The 13468-nt window shown below is 51.5% G+C and carries 13 protein-coding genes; 1 reads left to right on the top strand and 12 read right to left on the bottom strand.

Annotated elements, in window-relative coordinates:
• Positions 1–131: 131 nt before the first annotated feature.
• Positions 132–1502 (bottom strand): bifunctional UDP-N-acetylglucosamine diphosphorylase/glucosamine-1-phosphate N-acetyltransferase GlmU, encoded by a 1371-nt coding sequence (glmU, locus tag AQ981_RS05420; protein WP_058910723.1) that lies wholly within the window; start codon positions 1500–1502, stop codon positions 132–134.
• 397 nt (positions 1503–1899) lie between these two features.
• On the opposite strand from glmU, the gene AQ981_RS05425 reads away from it, so the two are divergent.
• Complete coding sequence (locus tag AQ981_RS05425; protein WP_058910724.1) at positions 1900–3243, top strand: DKNYY domain-containing protein; 1344 nt, start codon at positions 1900–1902, stop codon at positions 3241–3243.
• A 72-nt stretch (positions 3244–3315) separates the two neighbouring features.
• Here AQ981_RS05425 and AQ981_RS05430 read toward each other — a convergent pair whose 3' ends face one another.
• From AQ981_RS05430 to mnmG, 11 genes are all read right to left on the bottom strand, one after another.
• A complete protein-coding gene (locus tag AQ981_RS05430; protein ID WP_058910725.1) occupies positions 3316–3735 on the bottom strand; it encodes a F0F1 ATP synthase subunit epsilon in 420 nt (139 codons plus the stop codon).
• Positions 3736–3755: 20 nt separating this feature from the next.
• Positions 3756–5138 (bottom strand): F0F1 ATP synthase subunit beta, encoded by a 1383-nt coding sequence (gene atpD / locus AQ981_RS05435; protein ID WP_058910726.1) that lies wholly within the window; start codon positions 5136–5138, stop codon positions 3756–3758.
• A gap of 26 nt (positions 5139–5164) precedes the next feature.
• A complete protein-coding gene (gene atpG / locus AQ981_RS05440) occupies positions 5165–6028 on the bottom strand; it encodes a F0F1 ATP synthase subunit gamma (protein ID WP_058910727.1) in 864 nt (287 codons plus the stop codon).
• Between the two features lie 51 nt (positions 6029–6079).
• Positions 6080–7621: a F0F1 ATP synthase subunit alpha gene (gene atpA, locus AQ981_RS05445; protein WP_058910728.1), complete on the bottom strand. Its 1542-nt coding sequence runs from the start codon at positions 7619–7621 to the stop codon at positions 6080–6082.
• Between the two features lie 12 nt (positions 7622–7633).
• Complete coding sequence (gene atpH, locus AQ981_RS05450; RefSeq protein WP_058910729.1) at positions 7634–8167, bottom strand: F0F1 ATP synthase subunit delta; 534 nt, start codon at positions 8165–8167, stop codon at positions 7634–7636.
• A 14-nt stretch (positions 8168–8181) separates the two neighbouring features.
• Positions 8182–8652 carry a F0F1 ATP synthase subunit B gene (gene atpF / locus AQ981_RS05455; protein ID WP_058910730.1) on the bottom strand — a complete coding sequence of 157 codons (471 nt, stop codon included), beginning with the start codon at positions 8650–8652 and terminating at the stop codon, positions 8182–8184.
• A gap of 62 nt (positions 8653–8714) precedes the next feature.
• Positions 8715–8954 carry a F0F1 ATP synthase subunit C gene (gene atpE / locus AQ981_RS05460; protein WP_000429386.1) on the bottom strand — a complete coding sequence of 80 codons (240 nt, stop codon included), beginning with the start codon at positions 8952–8954 and terminating at the stop codon, positions 8715–8717.
• A gap of 49 nt (positions 8955–9003) precedes the next feature.
• Positions 9004–9822, bottom strand: coding sequence for a F0F1 ATP synthase subunit A (gene atpB, locus AQ981_RS05465; RefSeq protein WP_058910731.1), 819 nt, complete (start codon positions 9820–9822; stop codon positions 9004–9006).
• Positions 9823–9830: 8 nt separating this feature from the next.
• The gene (atpI, locus tag AQ981_RS05470; RefSeq protein ID WP_058910732.1) at positions 9831–10211 is read right to left on the bottom strand and encodes a F0F1 ATP synthase subunit I; all 381 of its coding nucleotides are present in this window, start codon (positions 10209–10211) and stop codon (positions 9831–9833) included.
• A 617-nt stretch (positions 10212–10828) separates the two neighbouring features.
• Positions 10829–11452: a 16S rRNA (guanine(527)-N(7))-methyltransferase RsmG gene (gene rsmG, locus AQ981_RS05475; RefSeq protein ID WP_058910733.1), complete on the bottom strand. Its 624-nt coding sequence runs from the start codon at positions 11450–11452 to the stop codon at positions 10829–10831.
• Positions 11453–11510: 58 nt separating this feature from the next.
• A complete protein-coding gene (gene mnmG, locus AQ981_RS05480; RefSeq protein ID WP_058910734.1) occupies positions 11511–13400 on the bottom strand; it encodes a tRNA uridine-5-carboxymethylaminomethyl(34) synthesis enzyme MnmG in 1890 nt (629 codons plus the stop codon).
• Positions 13401–13468 lie beyond the last annotated feature (68 nt).

Raw genomic sequence — 13468 nt, forward strand, 5'->3', positions numbered from 1 at the left:
TGTTATTTCCCCGAGCCTTGTAGAGAGTGGGGTTATCATTTTATTCTCCGCATCGGGAGAGGACGGTGGCGGTTATTTTTATTGCCTCCCGTCGGTCAAACAGCAGGCGAAAACCGCCTGCCTGATTCACTTTACTTTTTCTTCACCGGCCGCTGCCAGCCCTGTTTATGGACCTGCGGCACCCGGCTTAACACCAGTTCATTCTCGGCGATATCGCGCGTCACCGTGGTGCCAGCGGCGATCGTCGCCCCTTTACCAACGCTGACCGGCGCCACCAACTGGCTGTCCGACCCCACGAACACATCATCGCCGATGATAGTTTTGAATTTCCTGGCGCCATCGTAATTACAGGTAATGGTACCGGCGCCGATATTCACATTATCGCCAATTTCCGCATCGCCCAGGTAAGTGAGGTGCCCGGCCTTGGAACCTTTACCCAGACGCGCTTTTTTCATTTCGACGAAATTCCCCACGTGCGCGCCTTCCAGCAACTCCGCGCCGGGGCGCAGGCGGGCAAACGGGCCAATGGTGCAGAACGGGCTGAGATGGGCGTCTTCCACGACGCTGTAGGGACTGATCTCACAGTCATCGCCGATAACGCTATTCTTGATAACACAGCCGGCGCCAATTTTGACGCGATTGCCGAGCGTTACCCGCCCTTCGAGGATAACGTTAGTATCAATTTCCACATCGCGCCCATGCACCAGCTCGCCGCGCAGATCAAAGCGCGCCGGATCGCGCAACATCACGCCAGCCAGCAGCAATTTTTCCGCCTGCCCGGTCTGGCAAACGCGCTCCAGCCGCGCCAGTTGCAGACGGTTATTCACCCCCTCCACCTCGCTGAGCCTGTCCGGATGTACCGCCGCAATAGTGCGCCCTTCCTGGTACGCCATGGCGATAATATCGGTGATGTAGTATTCACCCTGGGCATTATTATTGGTCAATTGCCCCAGCCAGCGCTTCAGATCGGCGCCGCCGGCAATCAGGATCCCGGTATTGATTTCCTGGATTTGACGCTGCTCTTCAGAGGCATCCTTTTGCTCGACAATACCGGTTACTTTGCCATTTTCGCGGGTGATGCGCCCGTAGCCGGAGGGATCGTCCAGTTTTACGGTCAGCAAACCAATACCACCCTGTGGTTTAGCATCGCGCAGTCGTTGCAGGGTAGCCTGGGAAATCAGCGGCACATCACCGTACAGCATCAGAATGTCTTCATCATCGGCAAAGAATGGCGCCGCCTGCTGCATCGCGTGGCCGGTTCCCAGTTGCTCAGACTGTAACACCCAGTTCAGATTGTCTTCTCTCAGACGCTGTTTAAGCAGATCGCCGCCGTGTCCATAGACCAGATGAACCTGAGATGCGCCTAATTCATTGGCTACATCAATGACGTGCTGCACCATGGGCTTTCCGGCAAGCAGATGCAGTACCTTCGGAAGATCGGAATACATGCGGGTACCTTTGCCTGCGGCAAGAATAACCACGCTCATCGCACTGTTTGACATACGCATCCTGACGGTAGATGGAGTGGGAAGTTAAACTCTCTCATGTTAAAAATTCTACATATTTTGCAAGCTAAAATGGAACGCCTATAAATCGACCAAACGCCCCGCCAGCCTCGGTGCAAAACTGACTATTCAAGAAAATATTATGCACGCCCTCTGTTGCCAATCAATTTTTATTTTTTATTTCAATAAACTAACTTTATTCCCCCTCCAAAAAAAGCGCTACAGAGAGGATCCTTTGGGTTTACCTTCAATTATAAAGCCCATTGCTGAGATACCAGGAAATTGCTACATTCAAAAAATAATACAAACAGAGAATTATTAACAACATAAATATAAATACTGAATTAATGGAAATAAAAAATGGTCAATGAATGAACTAAAAACAGGGAAGTTTATGAAAAACAAAATCAATAAAAATACACTAACGATAACAAACCGACCGCTCCTGACAATATTAATATCATTTATGTTTATATCTCCCGGGTATAGCGCCTTCGATTCCTGTAAAGAATACTGGCATGCAGACGGAAAAGTAAAAAAGAAGGCTTGCAAAAAAGATAGCGAATACCAGCGAATCGATAAAAACATTTATGTCCTTTATGATAATAAGATCTGGTATCCGATATCTGATAACAAAACCTACAATCAAAGAAAGTCATGTACCTCGGTCATTTGCATGGCCCCAAATATGAACATTCTCCCTGAAATTCGTCGGGAAAAAACACATTATTACTTGCTTGATATTAATCCACAAAAAATAAAAACCTTCAATAAAGAAAACTCATGCCTGAGAAAATTTTACATCTCAGATAATGTCAATGTTTACTATAATGACAAAAAAATTAAAGGCGCAGATCCACTAACCTTTCAGCTGTACCATCCTGAAAATAAATACCAGGAGGATCTGGGCTGCCAGCTGGCCTGGGATAAAAATAATATTTATATGAACGGTATTTCTCTGAATGTTCAGGTTACCGGCAAAGTACGAGTTATTAATTCCTCATTTATCAGCACTGGCCAGCACATATACGCAGTTAACTGGCCAGAAGACAGAACCAGCCCGGTACACCTGACTCTTCGCAGAGATGTCTCCACCGATCTTGACGTTCTTCCTGGTACAGGCCTGTCAGCGGATCAAAATAATCTCTTTTATCACCAGCAAATAATAGAATCTTTATCAGGCTCAAAGCCTGTTGCCGTTCAAAAAACCTGCCCAATTCCCGGCTACCCTTTGTTAAGATGTGTCCCCTCAGAGGATTCTACTTTCACTGATTACTACATTACCCGAACCAATAAAAATTTATGGATACAAAGAAACATACCAACAAACCTCAAAAAAATAGCTATCACACCACAGGATAATATTCACTACTTCAGAATTTCTTATAAACATTACATTATTATCAATAACGCCCTCTACAGCCTGAATGACTATCTGAGCAACGACTCACACCAAAAACACAATCCGTTTATTTTTTCCGATTTCCTGATGAGTTATTACAGCGAAAATTTTATCGACAGATATGGTGTCATTCTCAGCACATCCGAAGATCGGACCATCGCAAACCGCCGCTCTCTAACCAATACTAGTGAAAAAAAACAATACAATTTACGTCATGAAAAATATAACAAAAAAACCGGGGAAATTATTTTGCGTGATAACACTCATCGCTACTACATACAAGATGAAAAACTGGAAAAAATTGAGGACATAAGAACTAAAAAACACACAAAATAACCCAAAAGCTATACTTGCCAATAAAAAAAAGCCAGTCGTTTGACTGGCTTTTCCACATACTACAGGCCGGTATTACATCGCTTTTTTGGTCAATTCGATAACGCGCAGTTTGGCGATCGCTTTGGCCAGTTCCGCAGACGCCTGAGCGTAATCCACGTCACCGTGAGAACTCTTAATGTGCTCTTCTGCTTTGCGCTTCGATTCCAGGGCTCGCGCTTCGTCGAGATCCTGGCCGCGAATCGCGGTATCAGCCAGAACGGTCACGCTGCCAGGCTGCACTTCAAGAATGCCGCCGGACAGATAGATAAACTCTTCATGACCGTGCTGCTTCACGATGCGGATCATACCAGGCTTAATGGCGGTGAGCAGCGGCGCGTGACCCGGGTAAATACCCAGTTCACCTTCGCTACCCGTTACCTGAATTTTCTCAACCAGACCAGTAAACATTGCCTGTTCTGCGCTGACGACATCCAGGTGGTAAGTCATTGCCATATCACCCTCCAGTTAAGGCGTTAAAGTTTCTTGGCTTTTTCCACGACTTCGTCGATAGAGCCAACCATGTAGAACGCCTGCTCTGGCAGATGATCATACTCACCATCCATAATGCCTTTGAAGCCACGGATAGTATCTTTCAGAGACACATATTTACCCGGAGAACCGGTAAATACTTCTGCCACGAAGAACGGCTGGGACAGGAAGCGCTGAATCTTACGCGCGCGAGCTACCACCAGTTTGTCTTCTTCAGACAGTTCGTCCATACCAAGGATGGCGATAATGTCTTTCAGTTCCTGATAACGCTGCAGAATTGACTGCACGCCACGCGCCACATCATAGTGCTCCTGGCCAACCACCAGCGGGTCCAGCTGACGGCTGGTGGAATCCAGCGGGTCAACGGCCGGGTAGATACCCAGAGACGCAATCTGGCGGCTCAGTACCACGGTTGCATCAAGGTGCGCAAAGGTGGTGGCCGGAGACGGGTCAGTCAAGTCATCCGCCGGTACGTATACCGCCTGTACGGAGGTGATAGAACCGGTTTTGGTAGAGGTGATACGTTCCTGCAGAACACCCATCTCTTCTGCCAGGGTCGGCTGATAACCTACCGCTGAAGGCATACGACCCAGCAGCGCGGATACTTCGGTACCGGCCAGGGTGTAACGATAGATGTTGTCAACGAACAGCAGAACGTCACGACCTTCGTCACGGAATTTCTCAGCCATGGTCAGGCCGGTCAGCGCAACGCGCAGACGGTTTCCCGGCGGCTCGTTCATCTGGCCGTACACCAGGGATACTTTGTCGATAACGTTGGAGTCGGTCATTTCGTGGTAGAAGTCGTTACCCTCACGAGTACGCTCGCCCACGCCGGCAAACACGGAATAACCGGAGTGCTCGATCGCGATGTTACGGATCAACTCCATCATGTTTACGGTTTTACCTACGCCCGCACCGCCGAACAAACCAACTTTACCGCCCTTGGCGAACGGACAAATCAGATCGATAACTTTGATGCCGGTTTCCAACAATTCCTGAGAGTTTGACAACTCTTCATAGGACGGCGCTTCGCGGTGAATCGCCCAACGTTCTTCTTCACCAATAGGGCCTTTCATGTCGACCGGCTCGCCCAGTACGTTCATGATACGACCCAGCGTCGCTTTACCTACCGGGACTTCAATCGGGTGATCGAGGTTAGCAACATCCAGACCGCGACGCAGACCGTCAGAAGAACCCATGGCGATGGTACGCACCACGCCGCCACCCAGCTGCTGCTGAACTTCCAGCACCAGACGGTCATTGCCATTCGTCACCTCAAGAGCGTCGTACACCTTCGGTACGCTATCCTGAGGGAACTCGACGTCCACTACGGCGCCGATTACCTGGATAATCTTTCCAGTAGCCATCTTGAATCCTCTACGAATTAACCTGGTTATACCGCGGATGCACCACCGACAATCTCGGTGAGTTCCTGAGTAATGCTGGCCTGACGAGCTTTGTTGTATACCAACTGCAGCTCTTTAATCAGGCTGCCGCCATTGTCGGTAGCGGCTTTCATCGCCACCATACGTGCGGCCTGCTCGCTGGCCAGGTTTTCTACCACGCCCTGATAAACCTGTGATTCCACATAGCGGCGCAGCAGGGTATCCAGCAGCGACTTCGGATCCGGTTCGTACAGGTAATCCCAGGATTTACGCTTCAACTCCTCATCTTCTGACGCCGGCAGCGGCAGCACCTGAGTGATAGTCGGAACCTGAGACATGGTGTTAATAAATTTGTTGCTGACAATATAAAGCTTGTCCAGACGGCCTTCATCATAGGCCTGCAACATCACTTTTACCGGACCGATCAGCTCTGACAGGGAAGGGTTGTCCCCCATCCCGGTTACCTGAGCGACAATGTTGCCGCCCACAGAGCTGAAGAACGAAACGCCCTTGGAGCCAATCAGCGCCAGATCGCACTGAACGCTCTTATCAGACCACTGTTTCATATCAGCCAGCAGCTTTTTGAACAGGTTAATGTTCAGGCCGCCGCACAGGCCACGGTCGGTCGACACCACCAGGTAGCCCACGCGTTTTACGTCGCGTTCTTCCAGGTAAGGGTGCTTATATTCCAGATTACCGGTCGCAAGGTGACCAATCACTTTGCGCATGGTATCTGCATAAGGACGGCTGGCCGCCATACGTTCCTGCGTTTTACGCATTTTCGAGGCAGCGACCATTTCCATCGCTTTAGTGATCTTCTGCGTGTTCTGGACGCTTGCGATCTTACTACGTATCTCTTTTGCGCCGGCCATGAGCTTCTCCTCTGTGCCAGAAGGCCTGCTTAACAGCAGGCCATCCGACCATTACCAGGATTGGGTTGCTTTGAACGAATCGAGGATGCCTTTCAGCTTGCCTTCGATTTCGTCGTTATAGCCACCGGACTGGTTGATTTCCTGCATCAGCGGAGCATGATCACGGTCAACATAAGCCAACAGAGCGGCTTCGAAGCTGCCGATTTTCGCCAGTTCAACATCTTCCAGATAACCGCGCTCGGCCGCGAACAGCACCAGAGACTGCTGCGCAACGGACATTGGCGCATACTGTTTCTGTTTCAGCAGCTCGGTCACTTTCTGACCGTGGCTCAGCTGTTTACGGGTAGCATCATCAAGGTCGGATGCAAACTGAGAGAACGCTGCCAGTTCACGATACTGCGCCAGCGCGGTACGGATACCGCCGGACAGTTTCTTCATGATCTTGGTCTGGGCTGCGCCACCGACACGGGATACCGAGATACCCGGGTTCACCGCAGGACGAATACCGGCGTTGAACAGGTTGGATTCCAGGAAGATCTGACCGTCGGTAATGGAGATTACGTTGGTCGGAACGAACGCGGAAACGTCACCCGCCTGGGTTTCGATAATCGGCAGTGCGGTCAATGAACCGGTTTTGCCCTTCACTTCACCTTTGGTGAAAGCTTCAACGTATTCAGCGTTAACGCGCGCAGCGCGCTCCAGCAGACGTGAGTGGAGGTAGAATACGTCGCCCGGGAATGCTTCACGTCCTGGCGGACGGCGCAGCAGCAGGGAGATCTGACGGTAAGCGACAGCCTGCTTAGACAGGTCATCGTAAACAATCAGCGCATCTTCGCCGCGGTCGCGGAAGTATTCGCCCATCGCACAGCCGGCATATGGCGCCAGGTACTGCAGTGCGGCGGATTCAGACGCGGTGGCAACCACAACGATAGTGTTTTGCAGCGCGCCGTGCTCTTCCAGCTTACGTACCACGTTAGAAATGGTGGACGCTTTCTGGCCGATAGCCACATAAATACATTTGATGCCGGAATCGCGCTGGTTGATGATGGCATCGATAGCCAGCGCGGTTTTACCGGTCTGACGGTCGCCGATAACCAACTCACGCTGACCACGGCCGATCGGAATCATGGCGTCAACGGACTTGTAACCGGTCTGCACCGGCTGGTCGACAGACTGACGTTCGATTACGCCCGGAGCGATGGCTTCAACAGCGGAGAAGCCGTCGTGCTCAACCGGCCCTTTACCGTCGATAGGCGCACCCAGGGTGTTCACCACGCGGCCCAGCAGGCCGCGGCCAACCGGAACTTCCAGGATACGGCCAGTACACTTCACCTTCATGCCTTCGGCGAGGTCAGCGTACGGACCCATAACGACCGCACCGACAGAGTCGCGCTCAAGGTTCAGTGCGATAGCGTAACGGTTACCCGGCAGGGAGATCATTTCGCCCTGCATCACATCGGCCAGGCCGTGGACGCGGATGATACCGTCGCTTACGGATACAATAGTACCTTCGTTGTGAGCTTCGCTCACCACGTTGAACTGATCGATTCGCTGCTTGATCAGTTCGCTGATTTCGGTGGAATTCAGTTGCATGCTCCAGTCCCCTTAAGACTGCAAGACGTCTGTCAGGCGCTCAAGACGGCCGCGTACGCTACCATCAATGACCATATCACCCGCGCGGATGATAACGCCTGCCATTACAGACTTATCAATTTTGCAATTCAGCTTTACTTTGCGTGACAGACGTTTTTCCATTGCGGCGCTAATCTTCGCAAGCTGGGCGTCATTCAACGCGCTGGCGGAAGTGACTTCCACTTCCACAGTAGCCTCGCGGGCTGCGCGTAACTGAATAAACTGCTCCAGAACATCAGGAAGTACCCGCAGACGCCCGTTTTCCGCCATAACCCGGATCAGGTTCTGGCCGTGGACGTCAAGCTGGTCACCACAAATTGAGTTAAACGACTCAGAGAGCGTTTCCGGCGCCAGCGCGCCAGAGAGAAGCTCGGCCATTTTCTCGTTCTGAGACACTTCAGCGGCAAACGCCAGCATCGACTGCCAGCGCTCGACATTCTGGTGTTCAACGGCAAAGTCAAAAGCTGCTTTGGCGTAGGGGCGAGCTACCGTAACAAATTCAGACATCAGCCCCTCCCTCCTTACAGTTCAGCGACCAGTTTATCGACGATGTCGCTGTTAGCAGCTTCATCCACGGAACGTTCAATGATCTTCTCGGCGCCAGCCACTGCCAGCATAGCAACCTGCTTACGCAGCTCTTCGCGAGCACGCTTACGCTCGGCGTCGATTTCCGCCTGCGCCTGCGCCACGATTTTGTTACGTTCCTGCTCTGCTTCGACTTTGGCATCGTCCAGGATTTGAGCGCGGCGTTTGTTCGCCTGCTCAATAATCACCTGGGCTTCCGCTTTCGCTTTTTTCAGCTGGTCGGTCGCGTTGACCTGGGCTAGATCAAGATCCTTTTTAGCTCGTTCTGCTGAAGCCAGACCGTCAGCAATCTCTTTCTGACGTTTTTCGATGGCAGCCATAATTGGCGGCCATACATACTTCATACAGAACAGAACGAACAGGACAAACGCGATGGCCTGGCCGAGGATTGTTGCGTTAAGATTCACAGCACAATGCCTCTAATTAGTTAACGTTCTGATATTGCTTAAATTTATAAAAGCAACGCGTACTACGCGACGGCGAACATCACGTACAGACCCAGACCCACAGCGATCATCGGGATTGCGTCCACCAGACCCATTACGATAAAGAACTGAGTACGCAGCAGAGGGATCAGATCAGGCTGGCGCGCCGCGCCTTCCAGGAATTTACCCCCGAGGATGCCGATACCGATCGCAGCACCGATTGCCGCCAGACCCATCATCACAGCGGCAGCCATGTACAGCAGATCCATATTCAGGTTTTCCATGACAGTCTCCAGTTTGTTTCAGTTAAAACGCAGTAGTGTTGTGTAAAAATTAATGTTCTTCAGACGCCATCGACAGATAAACGATCGTCAGAACCATGAAGATGAAGGCCTGCAGCGTAATGATCAGGATGTGGAAAATGGCCCAGGGCACATTCAGGATCCACTGTGACCACCACGGCAGAAGACCAGCAATCAGAATGAAAATCAACTCACCGGCATACATGTTGCCAAACAGTCGCAGACCAAGTGAAACCGGCTTGGACAGCAGGCTGACACCTTCCAGAATCAGGTTGACCGGAATAAATGCCCAGTGATTGAACGGCTGAAGCGTCAACTCTTTTGCAAAGCCGCCAACGCCTTTCATTTTGATGCTGTAGAAAAGAATCAGGATAAACACGCCCAGCGCCATGGACAGGGTGATGTTCACGTCGGCAGACGGCACCACGCGCAGCGCTGGCAGACCAATCCAGTGCTCTGCGATATACGGCAGCAGGTCGATTGGCAGTAAGTCCATCAGGTTCATCAGGAATACCCAGACGAAAATCGTCAAAGCCAGCGGGGCGATAACCTTGCTTTTGCCATGGTACATGTCTTTCACGCTACCATGCACAAAGCCGATAACCAGCTCCACGGCGGTCTGGAATTTCCCGGGGACGCCGCTGGTAGCATGTTTGGCAACCTTACGGAACAGAACCAGGAAGAGCAGGCCCAGAACCACGGAGAAAAACATCGAGTCGATGTTCAACGTCCAGAAAGTATCCGGGGGGTTATGCGGATCCACCATCGAGAAGTTACGCAAGTCAATCTGAAGGTTATTCAGATGGTGACCGATGTACTCCTGTGGGGTTAAGATTTCTCCTGCAGACATGATGCCTCTTACCCTTTGTTGTTAATTACAGCTGGCGCCAGGATCTGCACCACCAGCACCAAAACCCACGTTACTATCAGCGGCAAAAACACCGCCTTAAAGTATGCCAGCGCCACCACCAACAGCGTAAAGGTGATCACCACCTTGAACACTTCCCCGAGAGCGAACGACCAGGCCACGCGGCCTTTCGCAGGTGTATGCGCCTGATGACGCCAGGCAAAAATCATAAACAACGCGTTTGGCAACCAGACCGCCAAACCTCCGCCTACGGCGGATATTCCCCAGGAGGGGTCTTTGAGGCTAAACAGCACGCCTGATGCCATTACCGCCAGAAACTGAACAAACAGAAGCTTACGAGCCACATTCAGGCTCACGAGCGACACTGGCATGGTAGTGACTCCTGCTCCATTTTCGAGGAATGTCGCGTGTCGTATAAAACTGTCTTTATGGCTTCGAGTCAAGCTTCAAAAAGCGGTCAAATTATACGGGCCAGCCTCGTGATTTCAAACTATAAGTAGCAAAAAGGTGAATAAATGTTTAAATATTTTTCGGCACGCTCATTTTCTTATTTTTCAGGAAACTGGCGTTATTGCACAAAAACAGTAAAAAGCCGAAATCCCGCACCAGAAAAGCGTGCCGGCGATCACATATTAAACAGAAAAATTCCATTCCTTTTGCACATAGTTCTGTTTATCTATCTACCATCTCTATGATAAATAAGATAATTCGCAGCGACTCTTTTCAAAACATTCACTAACAGTGCAAAAACCATTCATTGACAAATAAGAATATATTTTAACGGTTGCAACATATTCCACACAGCTGACTGATAGGAAGCTGATATTTTCGCTGTTGACTATTATTTTGGGTTAACAAAAAAAGCGACGTTAACCTCAGGAAAAACCAACGTTAATATATGGTTAAACGTAACTAACCATTTCCTGGACTCAGAAGGTGGATTTTAACGTTAGAGAAACATTTTTTTTCCGACTTTTTTTGATAAATATTAATTTTTTTGAGGTCTAATAATCACCAGATGACGTTCGCCAACCAGTTCCGGTACATTGAGCTGAACGATATCTGCAACCTGATAGCCCTGCGGCAACGCGGCGATTTCATCATCAGGACGCTGGCCCTTCAGGGCATAAAAACAGCCTTCTTCTCCTGGCAGGTGATGACACCAGTTCACCATATCCGCCAGCGAGGCAAATGCCCGGCTGATAACGCCGTCAAACGACGGCTGCGCCGGATACGCCTCCACCCTACTCTGCACCGGGGTAATATTTTCCAGCTTCAGCTCATGCTGCACCTGGCGCAAAAAACGCACCCGTTTCCCCAGACTATCAAGCAACGTAAAATGCGCCTGCGGAAGTACTATCGCCAGCGGAATTCCCGGCAGCCCCGGTCCGGTTCCGACATCGATGAAACGGCCGCCTGTCAGTTGCGGCGCCACCACGATACTGTCGATAATATGGCGCACCAGCATTTCCCGGGGATCGCGCACTGAAGTCAGGTTATAGGCTTTGTTCCATTTGTGGAGCATATCCACATAGGCCAGTAACTGGTGTTTCTGATGATCAGGCAGTGAAATACCGGCGCTCTTAAGCAGACGATTGAGTTCATTCAACACAGTCTTGAATCCATAAAAAAAGAGGCCAGGTAACACCCGGCCTGGATAAGGGTTTTAATCAGGCGCTGCGGCGCAGCAACCCCTGTTTTTTCAGCCACACCAACAGAATCGAGATCGCCGCCGGCGTGATCCCGGAGATACGCGATGCCTGGCCGATAGATGTTGGCTTATGATCGTTAAGCTTGGCGATAACTTCATTCGACAGCCCGCTCACCTGGCGATAATCCAGAGTCGCCGGCAGCAGTGTGTTCTCATTGCGCTGCTGTCTTTCAATTTCATCCTGCTGGCGGGCGATATAGCCTGCGTATTTCACCTGGATCTCCACCTGCTCCGCCGCCTGAGTATCGCTCAGCGCCGGCGCGAACATCGGCAATGCCACCAGTTTGTCATAACTCATTTCCGGGCGGCGCAGCAGATCCTCGCCGCTGGCTTCCCGGGAAAGCGGCGAAATCAGTTGAGCGTTCACCTCAGCGACATTGTCCGCGCCGGGATGCACCCAGGTCTCTTTCAGCCGCTGGCGCTCACGTTCAATGTTTTCCAGCTTCTGGTTAAAACGCGCCCAGCGCACATCATCCACCAGCCCCAGTTCCCGGCCCATCGCCGTCAGACGCAGGTCAGCGTTATCTTCACGCAGCATCAAACGGTATTCGGCGCGCGAGGTAAACATGCGATACGGTTCTTTGGTGCCGAGAGTACACAGATCATCCACCAGAACCCCGAGATAGGCATCGGAACGGGCTGGCGCCCAACCCTCTTTCTCCGCCGCATAGAGGCCGGCGTTAAGCCCGGCCAGCAGCCCCTGGGCAGCGGCCTCTTCATAGCCAGTGGTGCCGTTGATCTGGCCGGCGAAGAACAGACCGTGAATATATTTGCTTTCCAGCGTTGGCTTAAGGTCGCGGGGATCGAAGAAATCATACTCGATAGCATAACCGGGACGGACAATTCTGGCGTTCTCCATCCCCTGCATAGAGCGCACGATCTGCATTTGTACGTCAAAAGGCAGGCTGGTAGAGATCCCGTTGGGGTAAATTTCGTTGCTGGTTAGCCCTTCCGGCTCCAGGAAGATCTGGTGCTGATTACGATCGGCAAAGCGCATCACCTTATCTTCGATAGACGGGCAATAACGCGGGCCGATCCCCTCGATGATCCCGGCATACATCGGGCTGCGATCGAGATTATTACGGATCACATCGTGGGTTTTTTCGTTAGTGTGTGTGATGTAACACGGCATTTGCTGTGGGTGCTGGCTGGCATCCCCGAGGAAAGAGAATACCGGCATCGGGTTATCGCCATGCTGTTGCGCCAGCACGCTGAAATCTATCGTTCGGGCATCTATGCGCGGCGGCGTCCCGGTCTTCAGGCGGTTGACCCGTAGCGGCAGTTCACGCAGTCGGCGGGCCAGAGGAACCGAAGGCGGATCGCCGGCACGGCCACCGCTGTAATTCTCCAGCCCAATATGAATTTTCCCGTCGAGGAATGTCCCCACTGTCAGCACCACAGCCCTGGCGCGGAATTTCAGCCCCATCTGGGTGACAGCCCCCACCACGCGATCGTTTTCAACGATCAGATCGTCAACCGCCTGCTGGAAGATCATCAGATTCGGCTGGTTCTCCAGCGCGGTACGTACCGCCTGCCTGTAAAGCACCCGATCCGCCTGAGCGCGGGTAGCCCGAACGGCGGGGCCTTTACTGGCGTTTAGTATCCTGAACTGAATACCGGCTTTATCGATCGCCTGTGCCATCAGACCGCCCAGCGCATCCACTTCCTTAACCAGATGTCCTTTGCCAATACCACCGATCGCCGGGTTACATGACATTTGGCCCAGCGTATCAATGTTATGTGTCAATAACAGGGTCTGTTGACCCATACGGGCTGCGGCCATCGCGGCCTCAGTACCTGCATGACCCCCGCCAATGATAATGACGTCAAAAGGATCCGGATAAAACATGGTTAACTGCCTCGCGGTTGTGCGAATGAGGGTGACTAATCCCGGGGCGGGAATTCTACTCAACTTTA

The organism is Entomohabitans teleogrylli (assembly GCF_001484765.1).
GTDB classification, from domain to species: Bacteria; Pseudomonadota; Gammaproteobacteria; order Enterobacterales; family Enterobacteriaceae; genus Entomohabitans; species Entomohabitans teleogrylli.

Coding starts and splice junctions, on each gene's coding strand:
- glmU (WP_058910723.1), bottom strand. CDS start 1,502: ATGTCAAACAGTGCGATGAGCGTGGTTATTCTTGCCGCAGGCAAAGGT.
- AQ981_RS05430 (WP_058910725.1), bottom strand. CDS start 3,735: ATGGCAATGACTTACCACCTGGATGTCGTCAGCGCAGAACAGGCAATG.
- atpA (WP_058910728.1), bottom strand. CDS start 7,621: ATGCAACTGAATTCCACCGAAATCAGCGAACTGATCAAGCAGCGAATC.
- atpH (WP_058910729.1), bottom strand. CDS start 8,167: ATGTCTGAATTTGTTACGGTAGCTCGCCCCTACGCCAAAGCAGCTTTT.
- atpG (WP_058910727.1), bottom strand. CDS start 6,028: ATGGCCGGCGCAAAAGAGATACGTAGTAAGATCGCAAGCGTCCAGAAC.
- atpB (WP_058910731.1), bottom strand. CDS start 9,822: ATGTCTGCAGGAGAAATCTTAACCCCACAGGAGTACATCGGTCACCAT.
- AQ981_RS05425 (WP_058910724.1), top strand. CDS start 1,900: ATGAAAAACAAAATCAATAAAAATACACTAACGATAACAAACCGACCG.
- mnmG (WP_058910734.1), bottom strand. CDS start 13,400: ATGTTTTATCCGGATCCTTTTGACGTCATTATCATTGGCGGGGGTCAT.
- atpE (WP_000429386.1), bottom strand. CDS start 8,954: ATGGAAAACCTGAATATGGATCTGCTGTACATGGCTGCCGCTGTGATG.
- atpI (WP_058910732.1), bottom strand. CDS start 10,211: ATGCCAGTGTCGCTCGTGAGCCTGAATGTGGCTCGTAAGCTTCTGTTT.
- atpD (WP_058910726.1), bottom strand. CDS start 5,138: ATGGCTACTGGAAAGATTATCCAGGTAATCGGCGCCGTAGTGGACGTC.